This window comes from Ohtaekwangia kribbensis, from assembly GCF_042676245.1.
Taxonomy (GTDB): Bacteria; Bacteroidota; Bacteroidia; order Cytophagales; family Cyclobacteriaceae; genus Ohtaekwangia; species Ohtaekwangia kribbensis.
Window position 1 is genome coordinate 2097770 of sequence record NZ_JBHTKA010000001.1, and the last position, 23296, is coordinate 2121065.

The 23296-nt window shown below is 44.9% G+C and carries 19 protein-coding genes; 7 read left to right on the top strand and 12 right to left on the bottom strand.

The features are described 5' to 3' along the window. Positions 1-362 precede the first annotated feature (362 nt). The 4 genes from ACFQ21_RS08485 to ACFQ21_RS08500 all read left to right on the top strand — a co-directional run bounded on the left by ACFQ21_RS08485 (position 363) and on the right by ACFQ21_RS08500 (position 3391). Positions 363-1142 (top strand): LiaF transmembrane domain-containing protein, encoded by a 780-nt coding sequence (locus ACFQ21_RS08485; protein ID WP_377577608.1) that lies wholly within the window; start codon positions 363-365, stop codon positions 1140-1142. An 86-nt stretch (positions 1143-1228) separates the two neighbouring features. Further along, complete coding sequence (locus ACFQ21_RS08490) at positions 1229-1573, top strand: DUF4288 domain-containing protein (RefSeq protein WP_377577611.1); 345 nt, start codon at positions 1229-1231, stop codon at positions 1571-1573. Positions 1574-1598: 25 nt separating this feature from the next. Further along, positions 1599-2657, top strand: coding sequence for a sensor histidine kinase (locus tag ACFQ21_RS08495; RefSeq protein ID WP_377577614.1), 1059 nt, complete (start codon positions 1599-1601; stop codon positions 2655-2657). Beyond that, positions 2654-3391 (top strand): LytR/AlgR family response regulator transcription factor, encoded by a 738-nt coding sequence (locus ACFQ21_RS08500; RefSeq protein WP_377577617.1) that lies wholly within the window; start codon positions 2654-2656, stop codon positions 3389-3391. Before ACFQ21_RS08495 ends, ACFQ21_RS08500 begins: the two co-directional genes overlap by 4 nt. A gap of 304 nt (positions 3392-3695) precedes the next feature. On the opposite strand, the gene ACFQ21_RS08505 is transcribed toward ACFQ21_RS08500, so the two are convergent. Next, positions 3696-4910: a TCR/Tet family MFS transporter gene (locus tag ACFQ21_RS08505; protein WP_377577620.1), complete on the bottom strand. Its 1215-nt coding sequence runs from the start codon at positions 4908-4910 to the stop codon at positions 3696-3698. 540 nt (positions 4911-5450) lie between these two features. Then, entirely contained in the window at positions 5451-6071 is a 621-nt protein-coding gene (locus ACFQ21_RS08510) for an IMPACT family protein (protein WP_377577623.1), read from the bottom strand. A 111-nt stretch (positions 6072-6182) separates the two neighbouring features. Between ACFQ21_RS08510 and ACFQ21_RS08515 the strand changes: the two genes are divergently transcribed. Both ACFQ21_RS08515 and ACFQ21_RS08520 read left to right on the top strand, forming a co-directional pair. After that, positions 6183-6998 carry a head GIN domain-containing protein gene (locus tag ACFQ21_RS08515; RefSeq protein ID WP_377577626.1) on the top strand — a complete coding sequence of 272 codons (816 nt, stop codon included), beginning with the start codon at positions 6183-6185 and terminating at the stop codon, positions 6996-6998. Positions 6999-7114: 116 nt separating this feature from the next. Further along, positions 7115-7759 carry an MgtC/SapB family protein gene (locus ACFQ21_RS08520; RefSeq protein WP_377577628.1) on the top strand — a complete coding sequence of 215 codons (645 nt, stop codon included), beginning with the start codon at positions 7115-7117 and terminating at the stop codon, positions 7757-7759. A 10-nt stretch (positions 7760-7769) separates the two neighbouring features. On the opposite strand, the gene ACFQ21_RS08525 is transcribed toward ACFQ21_RS08520, so the two are convergent. From ACFQ21_RS08525 to ACFQ21_RS08565, 9 genes are all read right to left on the bottom strand, one after another. Further along, positions 7770-8747: an arabinan endo-1,5-alpha-L-arabinosidase gene (locus ACFQ21_RS08525; RefSeq protein ID WP_377577631.1), complete on the bottom strand. Its 978-nt coding sequence runs from the start codon at positions 8745-8747 to the stop codon at positions 7770-7772. A 13-nt stretch (positions 8748-8760) separates the two neighbouring features. Next, the gene (locus ACFQ21_RS08530) at positions 8761-10740 is read right to left on the bottom strand and encodes an alpha-L-arabinofuranosidase C-terminal domain-containing protein (RefSeq protein ID WP_377577634.1); all 1980 of its coding nucleotides are present in this window, start codon (positions 10738-10740) and stop codon (positions 8761-8763) included. Positions 10741-10752: 12 nt separating this feature from the next. Beyond that, a complete protein-coding gene (locus tag ACFQ21_RS08535) occupies positions 10753-12297 on the bottom strand; it encodes an alpha-N-arabinofuranosidase (RefSeq protein WP_377577637.1) in 1545 nt (514 codons plus the stop codon). 268 nt (positions 12298-12565) lie between these two features. Continuing rightward, positions 12566-13255 (bottom strand): NUDIX hydrolase, encoded by a 690-nt coding sequence (locus tag ACFQ21_RS08540; RefSeq protein WP_377577640.1) that lies wholly within the window; start codon positions 13253-13255, stop codon positions 12566-12568. Positions 13256-13293: 38 nt separating this feature from the next. Beyond that, positions 13294-14982 (bottom strand): sodium:solute symporter family transporter, encoded by a 1689-nt coding sequence (locus tag ACFQ21_RS08545; protein WP_377577644.1) that lies wholly within the window; start codon positions 14980-14982, stop codon positions 13294-13296. Positions 14983-15153: 171 nt separating this feature from the next. Continuing rightward, on the bottom strand, positions 15154-16644 hold the full coding sequence (gene araA / locus ACFQ21_RS08550; RefSeq protein ID WP_377577646.1) for an L-arabinose isomerase: 1491 nt from the start codon (positions 16642-16644) through the stop codon (positions 15154-15156). A gap of 29 nt (positions 16645-16673) precedes the next feature. Continuing rightward, entirely contained in the window at positions 16674-18683 is a 2010-nt protein-coding gene (locus ACFQ21_RS08555) for a glycoside hydrolase family 127 protein (protein ID WP_377577649.1), read from the bottom strand. Between the two features lie 46 nt (positions 18684-18729). Beyond that, on the bottom strand, positions 18730-19431 hold the full coding sequence (locus tag ACFQ21_RS08560) for an L-ribulose-5-phosphate 4-epimerase (protein WP_377577652.1): 702 nt from the start codon (positions 19429-19431) through the stop codon (positions 18730-18732). Between the two features lie 42 nt (positions 19432-19473). After that, positions 19474-21165, bottom strand: coding sequence for a ribulokinase (locus ACFQ21_RS08565; RefSeq protein ID WP_377577655.1), 1692 nt, complete (start codon positions 21163-21165; stop codon positions 19474-19476). A gap of 258 nt (positions 21166-21423) precedes the next feature. On the opposite strand from ACFQ21_RS08565, the gene ACFQ21_RS08570 reads away from it, so the two are divergent. Next, complete coding sequence (locus ACFQ21_RS08570) at positions 21424-22545, top strand: Fic family protein (protein WP_377577658.1); 1122 nt, start codon at positions 21424-21426, stop codon at positions 22543-22545. 62 nt (positions 22546-22607) lie between these two features. Here ACFQ21_RS08570 and ACFQ21_RS08575 read toward each other — a convergent pair whose 3' ends face one another. After that, positions 22608-23270 carry an HAD family hydrolase gene (locus tag ACFQ21_RS08575; protein WP_377577661.1) on the bottom strand — a complete coding sequence of 221 codons (663 nt, stop codon included), beginning with the start codon at positions 23268-23270 and terminating at the stop codon, positions 22608-22610. Positions 23271-23296: the final 26 nt, after the last annotated feature.

Below are 23296 nucleotides of genomic sequence, written 5' to 3' on the forward strand. Positions count from 1 at the left end.
CTACTAATAACAACGTTTACATCACCGCTATACATCTTGCAGCCAGCAGCCTTCTTGCTTCTTACTCCTGACACAATTTAGCTGCTAGCTCCCAGTCTCCAGCTCCTAGCTGTTTATCTGATGGCTACTTCACTACTAATTAGCAACGTTTACATCACCGCTATACATCCTGAGGCCAGCAGCCCTTCCTACTTCTTACTCCTGGCTTCTTACTCGTCTCGCAGCTCAAAGCTCACAACTCGCAGCTCCCCAAAAACTCACCGCCCCCAAACTCCCTTTCACCTACGCTGCTCCCTTGCCGGCCTATCTGCCATAGTCGCGGGCGTGGTCTGCGCGTACATTTACATAAAAATCAAGCACAAATGAATACGCAGGAAAATATATCGACTACTCCTTCAAGTCGCACACCCGAAGAAATACCGAACAACTCAGGCCGCGCATGGGCAGGTCTTATCATAGTAGGCGTAGGTGCTTTGCTACTGGCAAGAAAAGCCGGAGCCGATTTACCTGCCTGGATCTTTACCTGGCAAATGGCACTGATCGCGTTTGGCTTTTTTATCGGAGCTAAACATAACTTCCGTCACTGGGGATGGCTCATGCCAGTAGCCATAGGGTTGGTTTTCTTATCGGATGAATTTATTGAAGACATTTCTATCGAACAGTTCTTCTGGCCCGTGATCATTATCATCGTTGGTTTGATGATGATCTTCAAACCGAAAAGAAACCGCGACCACGTATGGAGACGCTGGCATGAAAGACGTGACAGTCGTCAATTTTCAGTAGTGGATACACAAAATACGGAAGAAGACTATATCAACGCCGTTACTGTATTTGGTGGCGCCAAGAAAGTAATCATCTCGAAAGATTTTAAAGGCGGAGAAGCCGTAACCTTCTTCGGTGGTGTTGAGATCAACCTGACACAAGCGGATATAAATGGCAAAGCCGAGCTCGAACTCGTGCAGGTTTTTGGCGGAACAAAACTGGTGGTTCCTTCTAACTGGAAAATTCAGACGGAAGAATTGGTAAGTGTATTCGGTGGTCTGGACGATAAGCGTAAGAATATCACTACGCCTGATCCTGACAAGGTTCTTGTACTGAAAGGTACATGTGTCTTTGGTGGAATCGACATTAAAAACTACTAGCGACTTCTGCCCTTCTGCAAATGAAGGGCGAATCGCTCACGACCCAAACTATGTATATCGTTTTAATAACCCTTCAAGCATTACTCATGAACTGGTACATCGCAAAAATCGTCTTTGGCATCACAGCGGAGAACAAAGACACCAAACAATTTGATGAACAACTGCGGCTCATTGAAGCTGAAACGCAGGAAGAGGCTTTTCTGAAAGCAAGAATGATCGGATTGAGTGAAGAAGACTCATTCGTGAACGACAAGAATAAAATGGTGAAGTGGGAGTTCATCAATGTAGCCGAGCTCATGCACATAAAAAGGCTGGAAGATGGCGTTGAAGTATATTCCCGCATTCACGAAATGGATGAAGCGAAATCATATGTTAACTTTATCCACCAAAAGGCCATGGCACTTCGTCTGAACGCGATGCCATTGTTTTAATCGATAACTATACGCTATATATACCTTGAGCCCGAACCGTCTGTCCATTAAAAAAATTACGATTGCCTATATAGCGTGGTGGTTGCTACTGGTATTGCTGGAGACCTATGCCATTGGCAGTACATTTGACTTCAGCTATACAATAGCACTGGCAGATGCGGTGAACATGAATCTGCTGATTGCGACAGCCGGATATTTTATGTTTAACTCCCTGCGTTTCTATCAGCCCAGCCTGAAGAATGCATTTTACCTGGTGGTGTGGAGTATAACACTCGCGGTTATCATTGTTGTATTGCACCGCTGGCTCATGGCAACCTATATGTTTGCCGATAATGAACCGTACCTGATGTTTTTAAACGGCTCGCATTTATTACGTGGGGTTGTAGCGTGGCTGATGATTGCCTTGATTGCTGTATTAAGCTGGGTATGGTTTGTGATGCAGGACCAGCAGGCTTACGAGAAGCGTGAAGAAGATGCGGCACGCATGGCACGCGAAGCAGAACTGGCTACACTACGCCAGCAACTGCAACCACATTTTTTATTTAATAGTCTCAACTCTATTAGTGCACTGGCAGGTTCACGACCTGAGCAGGCACGACTCATGATACAACAGCTTTCAGATTTTCTTCGCGGTACTATAAAACGCGATGACCAGCAACTGGTAACATTCGAAGAAGAACTGAACCATTTACAGCTATATTTAGATATTGAAAAAGTACGATTCGGTCACCGCCTGCGCACCGAGGTGACGAAAGAGGAGACATCGCTTGCGATGAAGTTACCTTCGCTGCTGTTGCAACCAATCGTAGAGAATGCCATAAAGTTCGGACTGTATGATACTACGGGTGAGATAACGATCCGCATAGACGCTGCTATTAAAGATCATCACCTGGTACTCACGGTTCAGAATCCGTTTGATCCTGCCACAGCACAACCCCGGCAAGGTACGGGCTTCGGACTGAATGCCGTGCAACGGAGGCTCTACCTGCTGTACGCACGTACCGACCTGATGACAACCAAACAACAAGAAGAAAACGAACTCCCTGTATTTATAACCGAAGTACGCATACCTCAGACCGCATGATTAAAGTTATACTCATAGACGATGAACCTTTGGCACGCAGCATTACACGCGAATACCTGCAGCCACATACCGAGTTTGACATTGTACAGGAATGTAATGATGGCTTTGAAGGTGTAAAAGCTATAACAACTCACAAACCGGATCTGATCTTTCTGGATATACAAATGCCGAAGATCAACGGCTTTGAGATGCTTGAACTGCTGGAGCAACCTCCGGCTGTAATCTTTACCACTGCATTCGATGAGTATGCCATGAAAGCTTTTGAAGCGCACGCGATCGATTACCTGCTGAAGCCTTTCAGTAAAGATCGTTTTGATAAAGCGTTACAGAAATGGTCGCAGCAACGCAGCACTTCCGAGAAAAGCGCGCAGGTGTTGTTACAGGAGGAAATACGACAACCCGAAGAGCGCAACCGTATTGTTGTAAAAGAAGGCGGTAACATTCGCATTATACCGGTACATGAAATACAATACATAGAAGCGTACGATGACTACGTGAAGATATATACCCAGAAAGAGATGTTCCTGAAAAAGAAGACCATGAGCTTCTACGAACAATCCCTGGATGCCAACCAGTTTGTGCGTGTCCATCGTTCCTATATCATTCAACTCAATCAACTCACCCGCATCGAACCCCTCGAAAAAGACACACACGTAGCACTCCTGAAAAACAACGTGCGCGTACCACTAAGCAAGAGCGGATATACGAAGCTGAAAGCAGTACTCGGACTGTAGAGAAATAGCTGCGAGCCTTGAGCTGCAAGAGAAAAGCTGCCGCTGGTATCTTGGCTGCAGGACACTTCGTGTTAGTAAACGCTACTGCTAACGGATACTATGATATAGTTACCTTGAGCGAGGTTGAAGGCTTCAGGCTGCAAGCGTCCGGTTTTTAATCTGTCATAATCCATAGCTGCTGCTTTACTAAAAAAGATGCTCGCTACATCAGCAAGATCTTCTAACAGTTAGTGACCAGAAGCTCACAGCTATTCATTCTGGAAAATAGACATGCAGCATCATCGCTAACTACTGGCAGCGGAAGCTAGTGGCTATTTTTTTTCAGGCTGAGGCGCGCCAAGAACGCACTTACTATAGTCAGCACAGCGCCCGCTATCATTACGGCTCCGGGGAAATATACTCCTGAATCTTTATCGGAGTAGTGATGAAAGATCCACGTCATCATAACGGGGCCTATAATTGAGGTAAGACTCATGAGACTGGTGAGTGCTCCCTGTAATTCGCCTTGTTCATTTGGAGGAACCTGCGCTGACATAATACCTTGTAGAGACGGTCCTGCTATACCTCCGAGGCAGTAAGGCACCAGGAATGCAAACATCATCCAACCTTGCGATGCGATACCAAAGAGGAAGAATCCAATGGCGTAAAGCATTATACCTATATATACACTTCGTTGCTGTCCGAGTTTCGGAATGATGAAGCGAATAAGTCCACCCTGTACAATGGCAACCATCAGACCAACGAAAGCCAGCGAGTATCCTACCCATTCTTCGTTCCAACCGAACTTCTCCATGGTATAGTACGACCATGTACTCTGCACGGCATGACCAGCTATATAGATCAACACAATGGATGCAACCAGACCAAGAATTACTTTATAGCGAAGGAAAAATTCCAGTGACCCCACCGGGTTTGCACGCGCCCATTGAAACGGCCTTCTGTTCTCCGGCTTCAGTGACTCCGGTAAAACAAAAAATCCGTAGAGCCAGTTAAGCAACGTGAGTGCTGCTGCACCTATAAACGGTGCACGCAAGCCATACTTGGCAAGTATACCGCCCAATGCAGGACCAATAATAAACCCAAGACCAAAGGCTGCTCCGATCATACCAAAATTCTGCGCACGCTTTTCTGGTTCACTAATGTCGGCAATATAGGCTGCGGCGGTGGTAAAGCTTGCTCCCATTATACCGGCAATGATCCTGCCTAAAAAAAGCCATTCGATACTCGGAGCAAACACCAGGAATATATAGTCTATACCAAAACCGAGGAGTGATGCCAGCAACACCGGTCTTCTGCCAAAGTGGTCGCTGAGGTTACCCATTAACGGTGAGAACAAAAACTGCATAATAGCAAACGCAGCAATGAGCCAGCCGCCATACTCGGAAGCTTCCGGAATACCTACGTGCAGCATCTCACTGATCAGGCGCGGCATTACCGGTATAATGATACCGAAGCCGATCACATCGATCAGTAACGTAACAAAGATAAATCCGAGCGCTGCATTTTTCTTCGCGATCATGGTGTAGTATGTTTATAGATAAAGTCTAAATAAATTCAGAAGCCGATACGGGAATTGTATAAACACGACTCTCATGTTCGCGTTGCTCAAGATCACGTTCTGAAAAAGCCCCACAAAGTAAACGAGGAATTTGTACTTCTCCACATATAGCGGATTTTTTTTGCCCTCAGAGGACGCAGATCAAACCTCTCTATACTTTGTCTGTCGCGACACAGCATAGAATTACTTCGTTGCCCACACCGCCACACAATACATAAATGCCTCTGCACTTTTCCTCTGCGGAAACAAACAATCAGAATTGCTCTCTTACGTTTCTAACAACATTTCGTTACATCTATATACAAATTTCTTCTACATGGCCCGTTCACATGCAACGGGCACGATCTTTACACATTGTTATAATAAAATCCGATGGTAACGATGACAAACAGAAATTTAAATAATCTAAGTATCCTGATAGGCATGATTATGTCCATCATTATTTGGGGAATATTTACACTCTTTTGAAATATACCCGGACGGTGAAAAGCGTAACGGCGTTTACAACGGCAGGGCTGGTACATCAATCGCAGTACCGAGTGCTTTCATGAGTTTTACTTTCTCTGTAAAACTATCTTTTACTTTCAACCTGATCTCCGCTTCCATACTACAGCCGTTGGAGAAATCCTGACTTATAATTTTAAGATCAAAATCTTTTACAAGCTTCATTACTTCCGGAGTGGAAGCGTAATCATATAGAATGGTAATGGGTTCGGTAACTTCCAGTTCAGTAATGGTTGCATGGTTCAGTGCATCTTCAGCAGACACTTTATAGGCATTGATTAAACCACCTACTCCGAGTTTCGTTCCTCCAAAGTAACGCACTACCACCACCAGTATATTTGTTAGTTCTTTCGAACGGATTTGTCCGAGGATCGGATCGCCTGCCGAGTGATTCGGTTCACCATCATCATTCGCACGAAACATCTTTCGTTCCGGTCCTAACATCCAGGCATAGCAATGGTGGCGCGCATCAAAATATTCCTTTCGCAATGCATCCAGTTTTTCACGGATGTCTCCTTCTGATTTTACCGGATATGCAAATGCCAGGAACTTACTTCCCTTCTCTTTATAAATACCTTCAGCAGGTTGCTGAATAGTTCGATAGGCATATACAGGCATGTAACGACAGGCTCAATTCTGTCGTCAAAGAAAAGAATAAAAAATAATAAGCTTTGCGATGCAACCTTCACGTTGCGAAATAAGTCTGTAAAAAGTATCAACCCAACGATTATGAAACGATATACTTCGCTGTTACTCATTATTCTCCTGGCAAGCGCGTCCGTTTTCGCACAAACACGCGAAACACGAAACGTGTCAGGATTTACAAAAGTATCATTCCGGGTACCTGGCAAATTTTACCTGCGCCAGGGCAGCACCACCAAAGTAGAACTGGAAGGTAAAAAAGAACTTCTACAGGAAATTGAAACTGAAATAGAAGGCTCCAAGCTGGTGATCGGTAAAAAAGGTAAATGGTCTAACTGGCATTGGAATGATGATGACAATATAAATGTATATATCACCATGCCGACTATAGAAGGTTTAAGTGTAGGTGGCTCAGGTGATCTGATAGCTGAGACAAGAATCAAATCACAGGATCTGGATCTGCAGGTAAGTGGTTCCGGTTCCATGCGTATTGAAGTAGAAGTTACCGGTTCATTAGAAGCGGATGTATCGGGCTCTGGTGATGTTATTGTGAAAGGTACATGCAAGAGCTTTAACAGCGATGTAAGTGGCTCGGGCAAAGTAAACCTGGCATTGGCTGTTGATGGACTTGCCGACTTTGGTATATCGGGTTCCGGAAAGATCGAAGCAAGCGGTTCAGCAAAGGCTGTTAAAACAGCAATCAGTGGCTCAGGTAAAGTACTGGCAGCTGATCTTGTTACCAGCAAATGCGATGTGCGTATATCCGGTTCCGGTGATGTGGAGATCAACGTTACCGATGAGCTCGATGCCAACATCAGCGGAAGCGGAAGCGTGCTCTATAAAGGCGATCCTAAAAAGTTGAGCAGCCACTCGGCCGGAAGCGGTAAAGTAAGAAAGATGTAGCAGCCGGAAATATATACTGCTATATATTTATAGCAGCGAAAGGCAGTTTGTTTTGAGACAGGCTGCCTTTTTTATTGGCATACGTGGAAGGCATGCTTTTTTCTTATCTTTTAGGTATGGATACTGAGTTTACAATTGAATATGAGACAGCGATACAATTACTCCTGTCGTTCTTTATAGGTACAGCAATTGGCATTGAGCGGGAATACCGGAGCAAAGCTGCGGGGTTGCGAACGATGATCATGATCTGTTTAGGCTCCACGATCTTTACCGAGATATCCATTTCCATCGGAGCTTCTTCGCCCGATCGCATTGCATCCAACATTATTACCGGTATAGGTTTTCTGGGTGCCGGAGTAATTTTTAAAGATAATCTTACCATCAGCGGTATCACTACGGCTACAACGATCTGGATATCCGCGGCACTGGGTATGGCTGTAGGTGCCGGTGAATATTTTATAGCGTTGGCTGGTTCCGTGGTTGTGTTGATCGTACTAACCGTATTTGAAAATGCCAAGCAGGTGATCAGTCGTATTCACCAGGCGCGCACGTACAAGATTACTATACCACAGGATGATTCATTCATAGCATTATTGGAGACGGAACTAAAGAAACTGAATCTGAAATTTCTACAGGAACGCCAGATGAAAAATACGGATGATTATATTTTGCTATATGAAGTTTTCGGAAGCGAAAAAAAGTTGCATGCCTTCAATGTATTTCTCTCGCATGATACACGCGTAAAGTCATACGAATACTAGCGGTATATATTCAGGGAAGAGAAGCCTGCGGCCAGCCATTGCTGTCCCATTGCAACGTGAGTATCTTCAACCTGGGTTTTCCGTTATCGGCAGCATCGTATCCGTGAAATACTAAATAATCTTTTCCATCAAAAGTATATACGGAGTTATGTCCTACACCTGGCCATGCACTATTGCCTTTCAGCACCAGCGTTCCGCCACCGGCATCCATGCGAACACCGTCTTTATCGAGATACGGCCCTTGTATTTTTTCTGACCGACCAACCATCATCTTATAATTACTGTCAACACCTTTACAACAGAAATCGAAAGACACAAACAAATAATAGTAGTTGTTCTTTTTGAAGATGAACGGAGCTTCTATAGCAGCATCTCCTCCGTTGGCGTCAGCCGTTTTATAATCACGATTACGTTTGGCAATGGTATACCACTCCTGCGGATTGGCCACCGTGATAAGATCGTTATTTAATTTTGCCAGTTTTATACCGCTCCAGAAAGAACCAAAGGCAAGCCACGGTTGATACTGATCGTCCCACGCGAGATTCGGATCGATCGCATTCCACAGATCACGACCGGGTATAGATTCAATTACTTTACCATAATCGGTCCATTTATACTCCGGACTCTTAGGATTGAGTGTCTTATTCGTAGCGACACCGATGCACGATGTATTCTTGCCAAATGCAGAAACCGAATAGTATAAATAATATAGCCCGTTATGAAACGCTATATCCGGAGCCCATATATGTCCTTTGAAACCGGGAACTGCCTCAACAGCCCACGCAGGTGGAGAATCGAACACCGGCCTCTCTTTTTGCCAGTGTTGAAGATCATTGGATGAAAAAACAGAAATACCCATTCCTGTGCTAAACAGGTAATAGGTATTTCCATCTTTTGCCAGCACAGGGTCGTGTACGCGAATATCCTGTGCATATAGCGATGAAGTAATAATATACACATAACTCAGTATACAGACTATCTTCTTCATCGCGTGCTATATACTATAGCGCTTTAACTTTTATAAGCGTTACCGATGCAGGCGGCAACGTTGATTTTATAGCTTTACCTTTCAGGCTGACAGCTTGCTCGGCCGGTTTTATGTTAAATGGATTGTCCAATGTATTAACGGACTCGAGGTTTGTACTCTTCAATACAGTAATGGTTCCGGCAGCAGAAGCTTTCTTTACACCGGGTATCTGTATATCAACAGCCTGTTCTTTATCGCTTGTATTTACTACCTTGATAATTACTTCTTTCGTGTTGTTATCCACTACCGCTGAAGCATACAAACCATTTTTACCGGCTACAGTCTCATTGCCTGCCAGAATAGAAAGTACATTTGTTCCTTTGTTGAGCGAGAATAACTTTTGCACGTAGTAATTCGGTGTACCGAAAGAGCGAAGGTTATCAAACCAGATCAGATCGGGTGTCCACTGCCAGCCCTCCACGTGCGCAAACAACGGAGCATACGAAGCCATCTGTACTATATCTGCGTTGCGTTCCAGTCCCGTCATGAAAGCGGCCTCTGCCAGTGCACTCTCCCAGTTGTTCTTGTTTTCGGGTTGAACTTTCTTCTCAGTGTGTGCTGCATATTCACCGGCAAATATTTTCGGGCCTTTACGATCATAAGTATCATAACGACTTGCATTTTTGAGGAACCATTCCGGTGAACGGTAGTAGTGCTCATCAATAAAATCAACATTGAGACTACGCAGTACAGGGTTGAGGTATTCAAACAACGGTCCATCAGGCGATGGTCCTGCGCTGGTCACAATCTTTACTGCCGGATATTTAGCTTTGATAGCACTCGCAAATACTATATAGCGCTCCACATATTGAGGTCCCCACTGTTCGTTACCAACGCCTAGTAATTTTAAATTGAACGGTGCCGGGTGTCCCATATCTGCGCGGAGTTTACCCCACTTCGTATCAGTGCCGCCATTGGCAAATTCAATCAGGTCGAGTGCATCTTGTAAATATGGATCAAGCTGATCGAGCGGAACAACCTCAGATGTATTGAACTGACATGCCATGCCGCAGTTGATGATCGGCAGCGGCTCGGCCCCTATATCTTCCGCCAGTTGAAAATATTCGAAGAAACCTACACCGAATGACTGATAGTAATCGGGAGCCGGGCGATGTTTGAATTCCGTGTTCCAGCGATTAACGATCAACTCACGACTCTCTACATTACCAACCGTTTTCTTCCATTGATAGCGCGTGTCCAATTCATGTCCTTCCACTATACATCCACCGGGGAAACGAACGAAGCCGGGTTTAAGATCGGCCAGTAACTGTATCAGGTCTGCACGCAAACCACCGGGCCTGTTCTTCCAGGTATCATTCGGAAACAGCGAGATCATGTCACCATCCAGCGTTCCTTTACCCTGAAACGTAATCAGTAATTTACCTTTTGGTTCTGTAGCCGATGCGGTAAACGATGCTGTGTGTCTCTTCCAGTCGTTACCGGAGATTGTAACGTCTGTTCCGCCAATAGGCGTACCGTTGGCTGCAAGTAATTCTACTTTCAGTTTAACATCACCTTCCGGTGCTTTCGCCCATAGCGAAAAATTATACTGCATGTCTTTCTTTATACCTATGCCACGGAAACCTTCGTTGGCAAGTGTATAGGAGCCTTGTGAAGCATCCCACACGAAATGGGCATAGCGTGGATTGGACGGCATGGTAGCACTCTGGTTCAAAACCAATACTCTTCCTGTTGCGCCACCATCGCGTTGTTCTTTCCAGCCCATCATCGGCTCATAGAATTCAAACGAACGGTTCTTTACCAGCTCGGCATATATACCACCGTCTGCCGCAAAGTTTATGTCTTCGAAAAATATACCCCACATGGCTGGCTGTATAGCCGCACCGGGTTTATCAGCTTTAACAGTAAGCACCGTTGTTTGCGCCTGCGCAGTAACGCTGGCAAATGCTATACCTATAGCCAATAGGTTTTTACAATACCGATATATACTCATGACTTTGTATAATTATTTAAGTTCCAGAACAACCACGGAACATGCCGGTAATTTTACCTGCAGGTTGTTGCCTTTTAACTGCGCACCTTTAAAAGCGGCCGGCTTGATCTTCTCCGGATTTTCGAACGTGTTGTGATCAGTCATCGTAGCTGAAGCCAGTATACGTCCGGTAACTGCAGTAGCTTTTCCATCCAGCGTAAGCGTAATATCCTGTGCTTTTTTAGGATCTATATTTACCAGTGATATATGGATTACACCATTTTTATCTTTGGATGCTGATGCCGATATAGCCGGTAATTTATCCGTACCGAATGTATAGTCAACCGTCTGCAATTCCAATGGAAGAAGTGTTGCATCCTGGTGCACATTATACATCTCAAGTACATGATACGTAGGTGTGAGAATCATCTTCTCTTCGTTGGTAAGAATTACCGCCTGCAGCACGTTGATCGACTGCGCTAAATTTGCCATGCGCACGCGGTCGCAGTGTTTGTGGAATATATTTAGCGTAGCACCGGCAATCATAGCATCGCGCATGGTGTTTTGCTGGTAGAGGAATCCGGGATTTGTGCCGGGCTCTACATCGTACCAACCACCCCACTCATCTACTATCAGGTCAACACGTTTCTGCGGATCATATTTATCCATAATAGCCGTGTGTTTGGTGATGAGCTCCTCCATAAAGAGTGCAGACTTCATGGTGCGGAAATATGTTTCTTCGGAGAAACCTGTAGCAGGCCCTTTCTTGTTCCAGTCAATTACAGAGTAATGGTGAAGTGCTAAACCCGACACCATGTTGTGGGGTATATCGCGCATCAATACTTCTGTCCAATTATAGTCTGATGAACTTGCACCGGAAGCAATTTTATACAGTGGTTGGCCAGGTGAGTCAGCCATAAATGTAGCGTACTGGCGGTATATATTTGCATAGTGCTCAGGCTTCATGTTACCACCACAACCCCACGCTTCATTGCCTACACCCCAGAATTTTACTTTCCACGGTTTCTCTCTTCCATTCTCCGCGCGCAGCTTCGACATAGGGCTTACACCATCAAAGTTTACATACTGTACCCAGTCCGTTAGTTCTGCTACCGTTCCGCTCCCCACATTGGCTGCGAGGTATGGTTCTGTTCCGATCAGTTCGCACATGTTAAGGAAATCATGTGTACCAAAACTGTTGTCTTCCGTAACACCACCCCACCAGCGGTTCACGATGGCAGGACGTTTGTCTTTCGGACCTATACCATCTTTCCAATGGTAGGTATCGGCAAAGCATCCACCCGGCCAGCGCAGGTTTGGTATTTTTAATTTCTTGAGTGCTGCCACAACATCGTTACGCACTCCGTTTGTGTGAGGGATTTTTGTATTGTTCTCGCCAACGTAGAAACCTCCGTAAATACATTTACCAAGATGCTCGGCAAAATTTCCATAGATATGTTTATTGATGGTAAGCTGAGGCGTGCCCGGCTGTAAACTGAGTTTGGCTTGCGACTGGCCAAATGTACTCTGCGATGCGAGTGCCAGGAGCAAACAGTACAATACGAAATACTTTTTCATTACTGGTTTAAGTTTAATTGATATGTACACTATATATATAAGCGTTGAGTATTGATCAGCTCCACGGGTAGGCGCAACAGATCAATGTGTTATTTCAAATAACAATTCAATTTACACTTATTCAGTTAAAATGTATATAATACACTTATCTTTTTTAAAACGATTGCATGATTTTTTTTCAAAGAATTGCCGGAGGATTGGCAAAAAGAAATTCAGGCTTTCCTCCGAAAGGAGAGCTGATGGGATTTAACAAATAACTGAGGAACGATCAGATAAACTTCACTCCTTCCTGATGGAGTTTATTGTACTTGCCTTTATCGAAAATATAGTAGAAAGCTCCTTTACGGGATGTCTCTTTCTCTTTCTCGTCAAGTTTGTTCAGAATGCCGAGTGAAAGAATCTTGCGTGTGAAGTTTCTTTTATCAAGAGGCTCTTCGTAGATCGCCTCATATAAATTCTGAAGGGAAGGCAAGGTAAATTTCTCCGGAAGTAGCTCGAAACCGATCGGATGGTTGGACACTTTCTGCCGAAGTCTTTCTTTGGCGAGCGCTACCATGTCGCTATGATCGAAGATGAGTTCGGGTGTCTTATTCAACTGGAACCACCGCGCCTCGTGTTCCGACTGAAGTTGCTCACTATAGTCTGCAATGTTGATGAGAGCAAAGTATGCTACCGATATAACACGACCTGCCGTATCGCGGTTAACATCGCTGAAGCAATGGAGTTGCTCCATATATATATTGTGCATACCGGTTAGCTGATGCAATACACGCGCAGCGGCCTCATCGGTGCTCTCTTCTTTACTTACGAATCCTCCCATCAGCGACCATTTACCCTTCTCGGGTTCAAAGCCGCGTTTGATCAGCAATGCTTTTAATTGCTGACCATCGAAGCCAAAAATGATACAATCTACAGCAACCAGGATGCGATCATGACTCTTATACTTGTTGATGTCCATTGGATAATAGCTCTAAGTGTCCTGAAATATCTAAAATATTACCAGAACTTAACATATAAAGCTGTCAAAATCACAAGTGTTAGTATAATGAGCACCAGGGTTGATGGTTTTACCTTGAACATTTCGCGGTCTATCGCGAAGGCTTTCGGGTTCACTTTCGGTCCTGCCAGGCTCATTACAATCATCACGACCATGGTAAAGAAGAAGGCGAGCCCCATGCAAATAAGGAACGGAATTTCATAGCCACCTTTTCCGTTCGGATACGCCGTATAGAAAATTGTTTCGTTACCCAACACCGTTGGTGCAAACTGGTTGAAGAAAACTGACAGTGCAAAACCCGTTACAACGCCTGCTATAGCGGCCGCACCCGTAGTCCGTTTCCAGAACATACCCAGTATAAACATGGCAAACACCCCGGGACTAATAAAGCCGGTATATTTCTGAATAAAGGTAAAACCTCCTTCGCCCCCTATACCCAGCAGATCTTCCCAGGTAAAGATGAGTGCAAGTACCATGGAAGCCAACACGGTAAGGCGACCAATCCATACCATGTTCTTTTCATCGGCATTCGTATTGAAATACTTCTTATATACATCCAATGTAAAGATCGTAGATATACTGTTGAGCTTCCCTGCGAGCGATGCCACGATAGCCGCGGTGAGCGCAGCAATTGAAAGACCTTTTAAGCCACTCGGAAGAAAACCAAGTATGGCAGAGTAAGCACCATCTTTACTGCCACCTTCCAATTGCGGCAGGTGTCCATTCTTGTAGAGTACATACGCAGCTATACCTGGAAGCATCACGATGATAGGCATCATCAATTTAATAAGACCGGCAAACAGAATACCGGTGCGTGCTGTCTGCAGGTCGGCCCCGAGTGCACGTTGTGTTATATATTGGTTACAACCCCAGTAGTTCAAATTTACAATCCACTGACCGGCAAAGTACATGGCAATGCCCGGCAACACGAGATACTTATTGATATACTCTTGTGGAGCATCCGGTTCCGGCTTGGCGAGAATCATACGGAAATGATCCGGTGCATCCTGCATCAGAATTTTGAAACCGGTAATAGCACTTGATCCCATTCCGAATTTTTCACTCACAATCGTCAATGCTAAATATATAGTAGCCAGACCACCAATGATCAGAACGCCTACCTGGATTACATCGGTATAGCCAATCACTTTCATACCACCCAGTGTAATCACCAGTGCAAATATAGCCAGTCCAATCATGAGTATATGCAGCGACTCCCCTCCTACCAGTCCGTTGATAGCAACAGCACCGAGGTATAAAATAGAAGTCAGGTTAACGAAGATATACAGGAACAACCAGAACACTGCCATGATCAACGCTACCGTTTCATTGTAGCGTGTCTTCAAAAACTGCGGCATGGTATAGATCTTGTTCTTGAGATATATCGGAATAAACCACACTGCGATAATGATCAGCGCTATGGCTGCGATCCATTCATACGCTGCAACGGCTATACCTACAAAATATCCTTCACCGCTCATCCCGATGAACTGCTCGGCTGATATATTTGAAGCAATCAGCGAAGCACCAATCGCCCACCACGTAAGCGAGCCTTCCGCCAGAAAGAAATCCTTCGTATCGGTAACCGCTTTTTTCTTTCGCTGGTATACCCAATACCCGTAACCGGCAACGATGATAAAGTATATAACAAATACGAGGTAATCGGAGAAGACTAAGGTTTTGTTCATGGCACCTGGGTTTTGAGCTACGAGTTGCCAGCTGCTAGCTACGAGATAGCCAACTGCTCACAAGACGTTGTTATTTAGTAGTATAGTTTATTGATCAATAAGTACATGTTAGTAATACAAATTGCGCCATGAGCTGCAAACTACGCGAAGCTCGCAGCTCACGGCTCGCAACTATTTATAGTATATTTCATTCCACCGCAGTTCATTTTTGAACTGGTAGAGGTTGGTTTGTTTGCCGATGAGTACATATTCGATTCCGGCCATCTCCGCAAAATCCTGTAAGTGTTCGGAAGTCAGGTTCTGGCTATAGCAGGTATGGTGTGCTCCGCCTGCGAGTATCCAAGCGGCACAACCGGTTGGCATATCGGGGTACGGTTTCCAGAGTACACGCGCTACCGGGAGTTTTGGCAAATCATGCAGCGGTGCTACGGCCTCCACTTCGTTCACCAATAGTCTGAAGCGATTGCCCATATCTATTACCGATGCATTCAATGCTGCACCCGGTGCACTGTTGAACACCAGACGAACCGGATCGGCTTTGCCACCTATACCAAGCGGATGTATTTCGCATGAAGGTTTCCCATCTGCTATAGATTCGCATATCTCCAGCATGTGCGCACCTAATACCATTTGGTTGGCAGGATCGAAGTGATATGTATAGTCTTCCATGAACGAGTTACCGCCTTTCAAGCCGGAACCCATCACTTTCATCGCGCGAACTAATGCAGCTGTTTTCCAATCGCCTTCTGCTCCGAAGCCGTAGCCTTCGGCCATCAGGCGTTGCACGGCTATACCGGGAAGTTGTACGAGACCATGCAGATCTTCGAAGGTATCGGTGAAACCTTTAAAGTTACCGTCCTGCAAAAATGTACGAAGTCCTATTTCGATCTTCGCTGCTTCGCGTAGTGAATTATGCTTGTCGCCACCTTTACGCAACGCAGTGGCTAGTGTATATCGTTGTTCGTATTCACCGGCAAGTTTTGCGATGGCATCGTCTGATACTGCGTTGATCACTTTCACGAGGTCGCCTATACCATATCCGTTTACAGAATAACCGAATTTAATCTCGGCTTCTACTTTATCACCATCGGTAACGGCTACCTGGCGCATGTTATCACCGAAGCGACAGAACTTCGCGCCTTGCAGATCATGCCACCCGCTGGCTGCACGTAGCCATACGTTGAGGCGCTCCTGTACACCTTTATCTTCCCAATGTCCTACAACCACCTTGCGCTCCAGGCGCATGCGCGACATAATGAAACCAAACTCGCGGTCACCATGTGCACTCTGGTTGAGGTTCATGAAATCCATGTCGATATCTTTCCACGGTATATCTCGGTTGAATTGTGTATGCAAATGTAGTAATGGCTTCTGCAGGACTTTCAATCCACCGATCCACATCTTCGCTGGCGAGAATGTATGCATCCATGCAATTATACCGATACAATTCTTCGCTGTATTTACTTCCTGGCAGAGGTGATAGATCTCTTCCGGTGTTTTTAATACGGGTTTGAATACAACTTTTACCGGTATCGCAGCGGAACCATCCAACGCTCGGGCTATCTGTTGAGAATGCTCGGCCACTTGCTTCAAGGTCTCCTCACCATACAAATGCTGGCTACCGGTAACAAACCACACTTCTAATTTTTTCAGATCGGTCATTGACGTAATTGTTTTATACTTTTTAAATGCTATTTGGAAATGATACTCACATCGGTAATTTTTTCAGGAAACCACACAGTCATTTCGCCTTTACCACGGTGTGCCCAGGCGTAATAGGGTATCGCTGTGAAGTTCTGTTTTACGGTTGATATAGTATTATTCTGACTATCGATTTTTACCGCAGGGGTTTCGCCTTTCAATACGGTTACGCCATTCAGCAGGTCACCTTTATACTCGGGTGTAAGTGTAGTGCCCTTCGGTAATATAATGTTACTTACTTTCCCGTTGTTATCAGGCCATTCCGCGCAGTAGATCAGCGGACCGCGTTGTATTGCTACTTTACCAAGATCGTCTTCCACTTTCTTGTTGGCTGTAATACGCTGAACATCCATCGGTAAATTTACCTCTACCACATCACCTTTCTTCCATTTACGAGTCAGCACTGCGTAGCCATTCGCAACGGCATAATTTTCCGGCTTACCATTAATTGTGATCGTTGCTTTATTACCCGTTGCATTTTCGAAGGCATATAGATTCGAAGGCATGGCTTGTCCTTGAGTCCAACCGGGAATGCGAACCTGTAAGGTAAAGGCCTGCGTTGCTTTGGGCGTTATGTGGAAAGCAAGTTTACCATCCCACGGATAATTATTTTTTTGCTCGATCTGTACCTGCTTATTGTTTACCGTAAGTGTAGATGTACCACTTATAAAAAGGTTCACGTATACATCATTCGCCTTCTGTGCATATATATACCCGGGAACAGAAGGAATGAGTCGCGTAACATTTGTTGGACAGCATGAGCATGGGAACCATCCTGAACGCTCGGCTTCCATGTGTTTATGCTGATAACTGTTTTTGATCTCCATGGCGTTGGTATAAAAGAATGATTTACCATCCATGCCTACACCGGAGATCAATCCGTTGTACAACGACTTCTCCAGTATATCTATATATTTTGATTCCCCATGCAACAGGAACATGCGGTGGTTCCAGTATACATTGGCAATCGCTGCACAGGTTTCATTGTATGCCGTTGCATTGGGGAGTTCATAGTTTTCGCCAAAACGTTCACCATCACCAACCGCTCCTATACCGCCTTGCACATATATCTTTTTAGTTACTACGTTATTCCAGATCGAGTCGATAGCATTCAAAAGGCCTTTATCATCGGTCAGCGCTGCTATATCTGCCATGGCAGCATATAGATAGGCTGCACGCACGGCATGTCCTACAGCCTCACGCTGATCGGCTGCCGGTATATGATCTTGCCAGTAGGCTCCGTTCTTCCACAGATCTTTACTCTTGGCATCATAGCCATCGAAGTGTCCGCGTTCTTCTATGAAATACTTCGCGGTTTCCAGATATTCTTTTTTACCGGTGATGCGATAGAGTTTTACCAGTCCCATCTCCACAACCTGGTGGCCCGGTGCAACGTGTTTCTTATCGTGACCAAATGTAGCGCACACCAGGTCTGCATTACGAAGTGCTATATTCAGCAGATTACGCTTGCCTGTAGCCTGATAATGAGCTGCAGCTGCTTCGTACAAGTGACCGGAGTTATAAAGCTCATGGCTCAGTTCACGTTCTTTCTCCCAACGCTCTTTACCCGACCAGTGGTGTGGTTCTTCGGGGTTGATAGTGCGGGCAGTATATAAATATCCATCTGGCTCCTGCGCTGCCTGCACTTTCATGATAAGTGTATCAATGTATAGCTCCAGCTTTTTATCCGGGTATAGCGATAATGAAAAAGAAGCACCTTCAATTGTTTTATAGATATCGGTATCATCAAACGGAAATACGGTACAGAACTTTCCGCTTTTGGCTGCGGCCATCTCAAAGTTCTTTACGCGACCGGTATTTTCACAGCGCTCAAAAGATGCCGGTATAGTTACCGTATGATTTGTTTTTATGCGCGGCAACCAGAAATTGTCCGATAGCTTCACTTGCGTGAACGGCACTGCCTGAATCGGGTAATCGCGATGCTGCGACCACACGGGTAACGCTGGCAGCAGCAGTAAAATTAAAAACAGCTTCTTCATGATCTATGCATAGTGTTGGGTTGACATGGAGGATCGATATCTATAGTCAGCTCTGGCCGTAATAGGAATCAGGACCATGTTTGCGTTCATAGTGCTTTTTAATGAGCGCATCTTTTAACCGTGGTGCTTTCGGATTGATCTGCTCGGTAAGCAATGCCATCTGCGCTACCGATTCCAGCACGGCACTATTATATACTGCTTTTTCAGGAGTTTTACCCCAGGTGAATGGCGCGTGGTTGCCTACCAGTATCATCTCGATCTCTTCGTAACTAAGCTTGCGTTCCTGCAGGCAGTTCATGATCTGGAAACCTGTTTCATATTCGTAATCACCCTGTATCATTTTATCGTCCATAGGCGGAGCGCAGGGTATATCTACCGTATTATGATCGGCATGGGTAGTGCCAAATATAGGTATATCACGCTGTGATTGTGCCCAGGCCGTTGCATACGTTGAGTGTGTATGTACTATACCACCAATCTTTTCCCAATGTTTATAAAGTACAGCATGTGTTTTTGTATCAGACGATGGACGAAGTTTTCCTTCCACTGTTTTTCCGTCAAAATCCACAATCACCATTTTCTCGGGTGATAATTCTTCATAGGGAACACCGCTGGGCTTGATGGCGAAAACTCCTTCTTTCCGGTCGGCTGCGCTTACATTCCCGAAGGTAAAAATTACCAGGCCGAGTTTAGGAAGCTGCATGTTAGCGTTATAGGCAGACTGCTTTATAGAATCGTACTTACTCATTCTTAAAATATAGGGACGGTATGATAGATTTAGATTTGGTAATTATAGTGCTACGGTTGATACCGGTGCAGGTGCCTTCTCAAGCTGGCGACCTGTTTCCAGGTATTGTTTATAGCGTTTGGCATATATAGCGGCTGCCGATGCATTCGGTTTATATTCGGCATCGAAGCCTTGTCCCATCGTGTTCATGGCATCTTCTACTTTTGTATATATACCGGCAGCGGTAGCAGCAAACATAGCGGCACCAGCAGCACAGGTTTGTTCTGATTTGTGAATGCGGATTGGCATGTTCATGACATCGGCCATTACCTGCATGATATAGGGCGACTTCTTGGCTACACCGCCCATACCAATGAGACCTTTTACCGGTACACCTTCTTTGTTAAAGCGATCTACAATTGCTTTTGCTCCGAAGCATGTAGCTTCTACCCATGCTTTGAAAAGTCGCGGAGCATCGGTACCTAAATTCAATCCGGTAACTGCGCCTTTCAATTCCTGGTTTGCATCAGGTGTTCTTCTTCCGTTGAGCCAATCTATAGCAAGCTCGCTGCTTTCATCCAACGGCAGAGCTGCTGCTTGTCGCGTTAACTCCGGAACAATTTTGTCCAGTAATTCTGCTTTCAGTTTCTCTGCTATATCCGGTGTTACGATCGATGATGATTTCAGCAATGTCTCAACCGGCCATGCCAGTAAATTCTTGAACCATGCATAGGTATCACCAAAAGCAGATTGCCCTGCTTCGAGTCCGATCATGCCCGGTATAATAGAACCATTTACCTGCCCGCATATACCGCGCACAAGTTTACCTTCCATATCGTTTACCGGCACCACCATCATATCGCAGGTAGATGTACCCATCACTTTACTGAGGTGATACGGTTCGATCTGTCCACCGACAGCACCCATGTGGCAATCGAACGCACCAACACCCACCACAACATCGGTGGCGAGTCCTAAACGTTCAGCCCATTCTTTACTAAGCCTGCCTGCAGGTTTATCAGATGTATACGTATCGGTAAATAATCGCGAAGTATATCCTTTTAAAAGCGGATCGAGCGAACTGAAAAATTCATCCGGAGGTAATCCGTTAAAGTCGGCTGACCATAATGCTTTATGACCTGCGGAACATACACCACGTTTAAGCGCATGTACATCATTACCACCGGTGAGTAAATATGGAATCCAGTCGCAATGTTCTACCCATGAGTAACAGGCTCTTCGCACTGCTTCATCTTCACGCAACACATGAAGTAATTTTGCCCAGAACCATTCAGAGGAATATATACCTCCTACATATTGCAGGTAGTTTACATCGAATCGCTCGGCATGTTCATTGATCTCGGCTGCCTCTTTTGTTGAGGTATGATCTTTCCACAACACAAACATGGCGTTGGGATTATTTTCAAAGCCCGGTGTAAGAGCGAGTGGTGTTCCATTTTTATCGACAGCTACGGGTGTTGATCCTGTTGTATCGACAGCAATTGCTTTTACCTGGCTGCGCACCGAAGCACCTGCCTGTTGAAGACATTGCTTGATAGTCGCTTCCAACCCTTCAACATAATCTTTCGGATGTTGCCGGAATTGATTCTTGGCCGGATTGCAGAACAATCCATCGCGCCATCGCGGATAATAAAAAACGGAAGACGCTATTTCTGCGCCCGATGCTGCATCTACTATAATGGAGCGAACGGAATCCGTTCCATAATCCACTCCGATGACATAACCCTTCGACATACTTTTGATGATCAATCGTTTGAAACGTTGGCTAAGATACGATAATTTTTATAAGTGTATAATCAACATTTAAAAAAACGCGAAAACTTTTACAACAGCTGCTTGTTAACTCAATTTTGTAATTCAGAAACTGCAAGTCAACTCAATTTTGACGAAGGGAAATGCGGGGAATAGGCCGTCTTATCTCCGCATTATTTGCGGAGAAAATCTTGGGAATGCGGAGATTATTGGCGTTATTTACCGCACATCTTGCGGAGAATGAGTACTTACATTCATCTATTAAAGGAGTGGCCGACTTTCAAATGGGAGGATGATAAACTTATATCGCTACTCTCTACGGTGCGGCATAAGCAAGGTCGACTTCTTGGAAAGCTGGAAGGTTTAGGTTTTCGGTTGAGAGAAGAAGCAACGTTAGAGACACTGACTCTTGATGTGACGAAGTCGAGCGAGATTGAAGGAGAGAAATTACCCGTTGACCAGGTACGTTCATCAATCGCCAAACGTCTTGGAATTGAAATAGCGGGAGAAGTTTCGAGTAACCGAAATGTTGAAGGTATAGTGGAGATGATGCTAGATGCGACACAACGATATGATGTGTCTTTAACCGATGAGCGTTTATTCGGATGGCATGCAGCATTGTTTCCTACCGGAAGAAGCGGCATGTATAAAATACAGGTAGGCGGTTGGCGGGATGATGCGAAAGGTCCGATGCAGGTTGTATCCGGTGCTATTGGTAGAGAGAAAGTTCATTATGAAGCCCCCGAAGCTACAAGACTTCATGTTGAGATGAATGCGTTTATCGAATGGTTCAATAACCCTATACCGATAGATCCTGTACTCAAAGCTGCTATAGCACATCTTTGGTTTGTTACCATTCACCCGTTCGATGATGGCAATGGTCGTATCGCGAGGGCCATTGCAGATATGCAGTTAGCAAGAGCTGACGAGAGCCAGCAACGTTTCTATAGTATGTCTGCACAAATTCAACGCGAGCGAAATACATACTATGATGTACTGGAGAAAACACAGAAAGGAAATCTTGACATCACCTCCTGGCTGTTATGGTTTTTAGAATGTCTTGACAGATCAATTTCATTATCAGAAGAAAACTTATCAACTGTAACGCAGAAGGCAAAGTTCTGGGAAGGACATCAGGCAGTCTCTTTGAATGACCGCCAGCGAAAAATGCTTAACAAACTGCTGGATGGACTTGACGGCAAGCTAACATCATCCAAGTGGGCAAAGATTGCCAAGTGCTCTCCGGATACTGCCCTCCGGGATATACAGGACTTGATTGAAAAAGGAGTTTTGGAAAAGGAAGAAGGCGGAGGAAGAAGTACGAGTTACAGAGTGAAAAATCAGCAACGTACAATCAGTTAACAAATAACAAATGATAAACCGGTTCGTGGTTTATCATTTGTATATAAAATTCCATAAAGATTTTATCCGAGCAACAATTCCTTCAGCAAAGGATTCCTATAGTCTTTGGTATACATCAATATGTTCGCGCGGTTGTTAAACTCTTCCGGTGTGTGCATGGTAGTGACCACTACAGTTTGCATACCTGCTTTATCAGCAGCTTCTACGCCTTTGGGAGCATCTTCAAATACGGTGCAGTTATGTGCAGGTACACCAAGTAACTCTGCTGCCTTTGCAAATACTTCCGGATGAGGTTTACTTTGCAACACATCGTGCGCACTGACAATTACTTTAAAGTAGTGACGGATGTTAAGATTATCCAACACAAAATCAATGTTATAGGGAATCGCTGCCGAACCAATGGCAAGGCGTATACCATGCTGATGTGCCTCTTCGAGGAAGTCGAACAATCCGGGTAAAAGATCGAGGTGTGGTTTAAATGCCTCCTGGTATTTATCTTCTTTACGTAGTGATATCTCTGCTACTTCTTCCGGAGTAAAATGTCCTTCACCGAATACACGTGCGAGTAATTCATCATTCTTCCCGTACATGTGACTCCGCGTTTCTTCCAGGGTAAGTTTTGCGCCAAGATCATTTGTTAATACATCATGCCAGATCTTCAAATGAAAATGCATGTCATCGATCATCGTTCCGTTCAGGTCGAATATAAACGCTTTTGTACTCATGCTGCCTTATTTAATTCAATGCAATA

Excerpts from the sequence above, each read along its gene's own strand:
- ACFQ21_RS08485 (WP_377577608.1), top strand. The coding sequence starts at position 363 with ATGAATACGCAGGAAAATATATCGACTACTCCTTCAAGTCGCACACCC.
- ACFQ21_RS08490 (WP_377577611.1), top strand. The coding sequence starts at position 1,229 with ATGAACTGGTACATCGCAAAAATCGTCTTTGGCATCACAGCGGAGAAC.
- ACFQ21_RS08500 (WP_377577617.1), top strand. The coding sequence starts at position 2,654 with ATGATTAAAGTTATACTCATAGACGATGAACCTTTGGCACGCAGCATT.
- ACFQ21_RS08505 (WP_377577620.1), bottom strand. The coding sequence starts at position 4,910 with ATGATCGCGAAGAAAAATGCAGCGCTCGGATTTATCTTTGTTACGTTA.
- ACFQ21_RS08510 (WP_377577623.1), bottom strand. The coding sequence starts at position 6,071 with ATGCCTGTATATGCCTATCGAACTATTCAGCAACCTGCTGAAGGTATT.
- ACFQ21_RS08515 (WP_377577626.1), top strand. The coding sequence starts at position 6,183 with ATGAAACGATATACTTCGCTGTTACTCATTATTCTCCTGGCAAGCGCG.
- ACFQ21_RS08520 (WP_377577628.1), top strand. The coding sequence starts at position 7,115 with ATGGATACTGAGTTTACAATTGAATATGAGACAGCGATACAATTACTC.
- ACFQ21_RS08525 (WP_377577631.1), bottom strand. The coding sequence starts at position 8,747 with ATGAAGAAGATAGTCTGTATACTGAGTTATGTGTATATTATTACTTCA.
- ACFQ21_RS08530 (WP_377577634.1), bottom strand. The coding sequence starts at position 10,740 with ATGAGTATATATCGGTATTGTAAAAACCTATTGGCTATAGGTATAGCA.
- ACFQ21_RS08535 (WP_377577637.1), bottom strand. The coding sequence starts at position 12,297 with ATGAAAAAGTATTTCGTATTGTACTGTTTGCTCCTGGCACTCGCATCG.
- ACFQ21_RS08540 (WP_377577640.1), bottom strand. The coding sequence starts at position 13,255 with ATGGACATCAACAAGTATAAGAGTCATGATCGCATCCTGGTTGCTGTA.
- ACFQ21_RS08545 (WP_377577644.1), bottom strand. The coding sequence starts at position 14,982 with ATGAACAAAACCTTAGTCTTCTCCGATTACCTCGTATTTGTTATATAC.
- araA (WP_377577646.1), bottom strand. The coding sequence starts at position 16,644 with ATGACCGATCTGAAAAAATTAGAAGTGTGGTTTGTTACCGGTAGCCAG.
- ACFQ21_RS08555 (WP_377577649.1), bottom strand. The coding sequence starts at position 18,683 with ATGAAGAAGCTGTTTTTAATTTTACTGCTGCTGCCAGCGTTACCCGTG.
- ACFQ21_RS08560 (WP_377577652.1), bottom strand. The coding sequence starts at position 19,431 with ATGAGTAAGTACGATTCTATAAAGCAGTCTGCCTATAACGCTAACATG.
- ACFQ21_RS08565 (WP_377577655.1), bottom strand. The coding sequence starts at position 21,165 with ATGTCGAAGGGTTATGTCATCGGAGTGGATTATGGAACGGATTCCGTT.
- ACFQ21_RS08570 (WP_377577658.1), top strand. The coding sequence starts at position 21,424 with ATGAGTACTTACATTCATCTATTAAAGGAGTGGCCGACTTTCAAATGG.
- ACFQ21_RS08575 (WP_377577661.1), bottom strand. The coding sequence starts at position 23,270 with ATGAGTACAAAAGCGTTTATATTCGACCTGAACGGAACGATGATCGAT.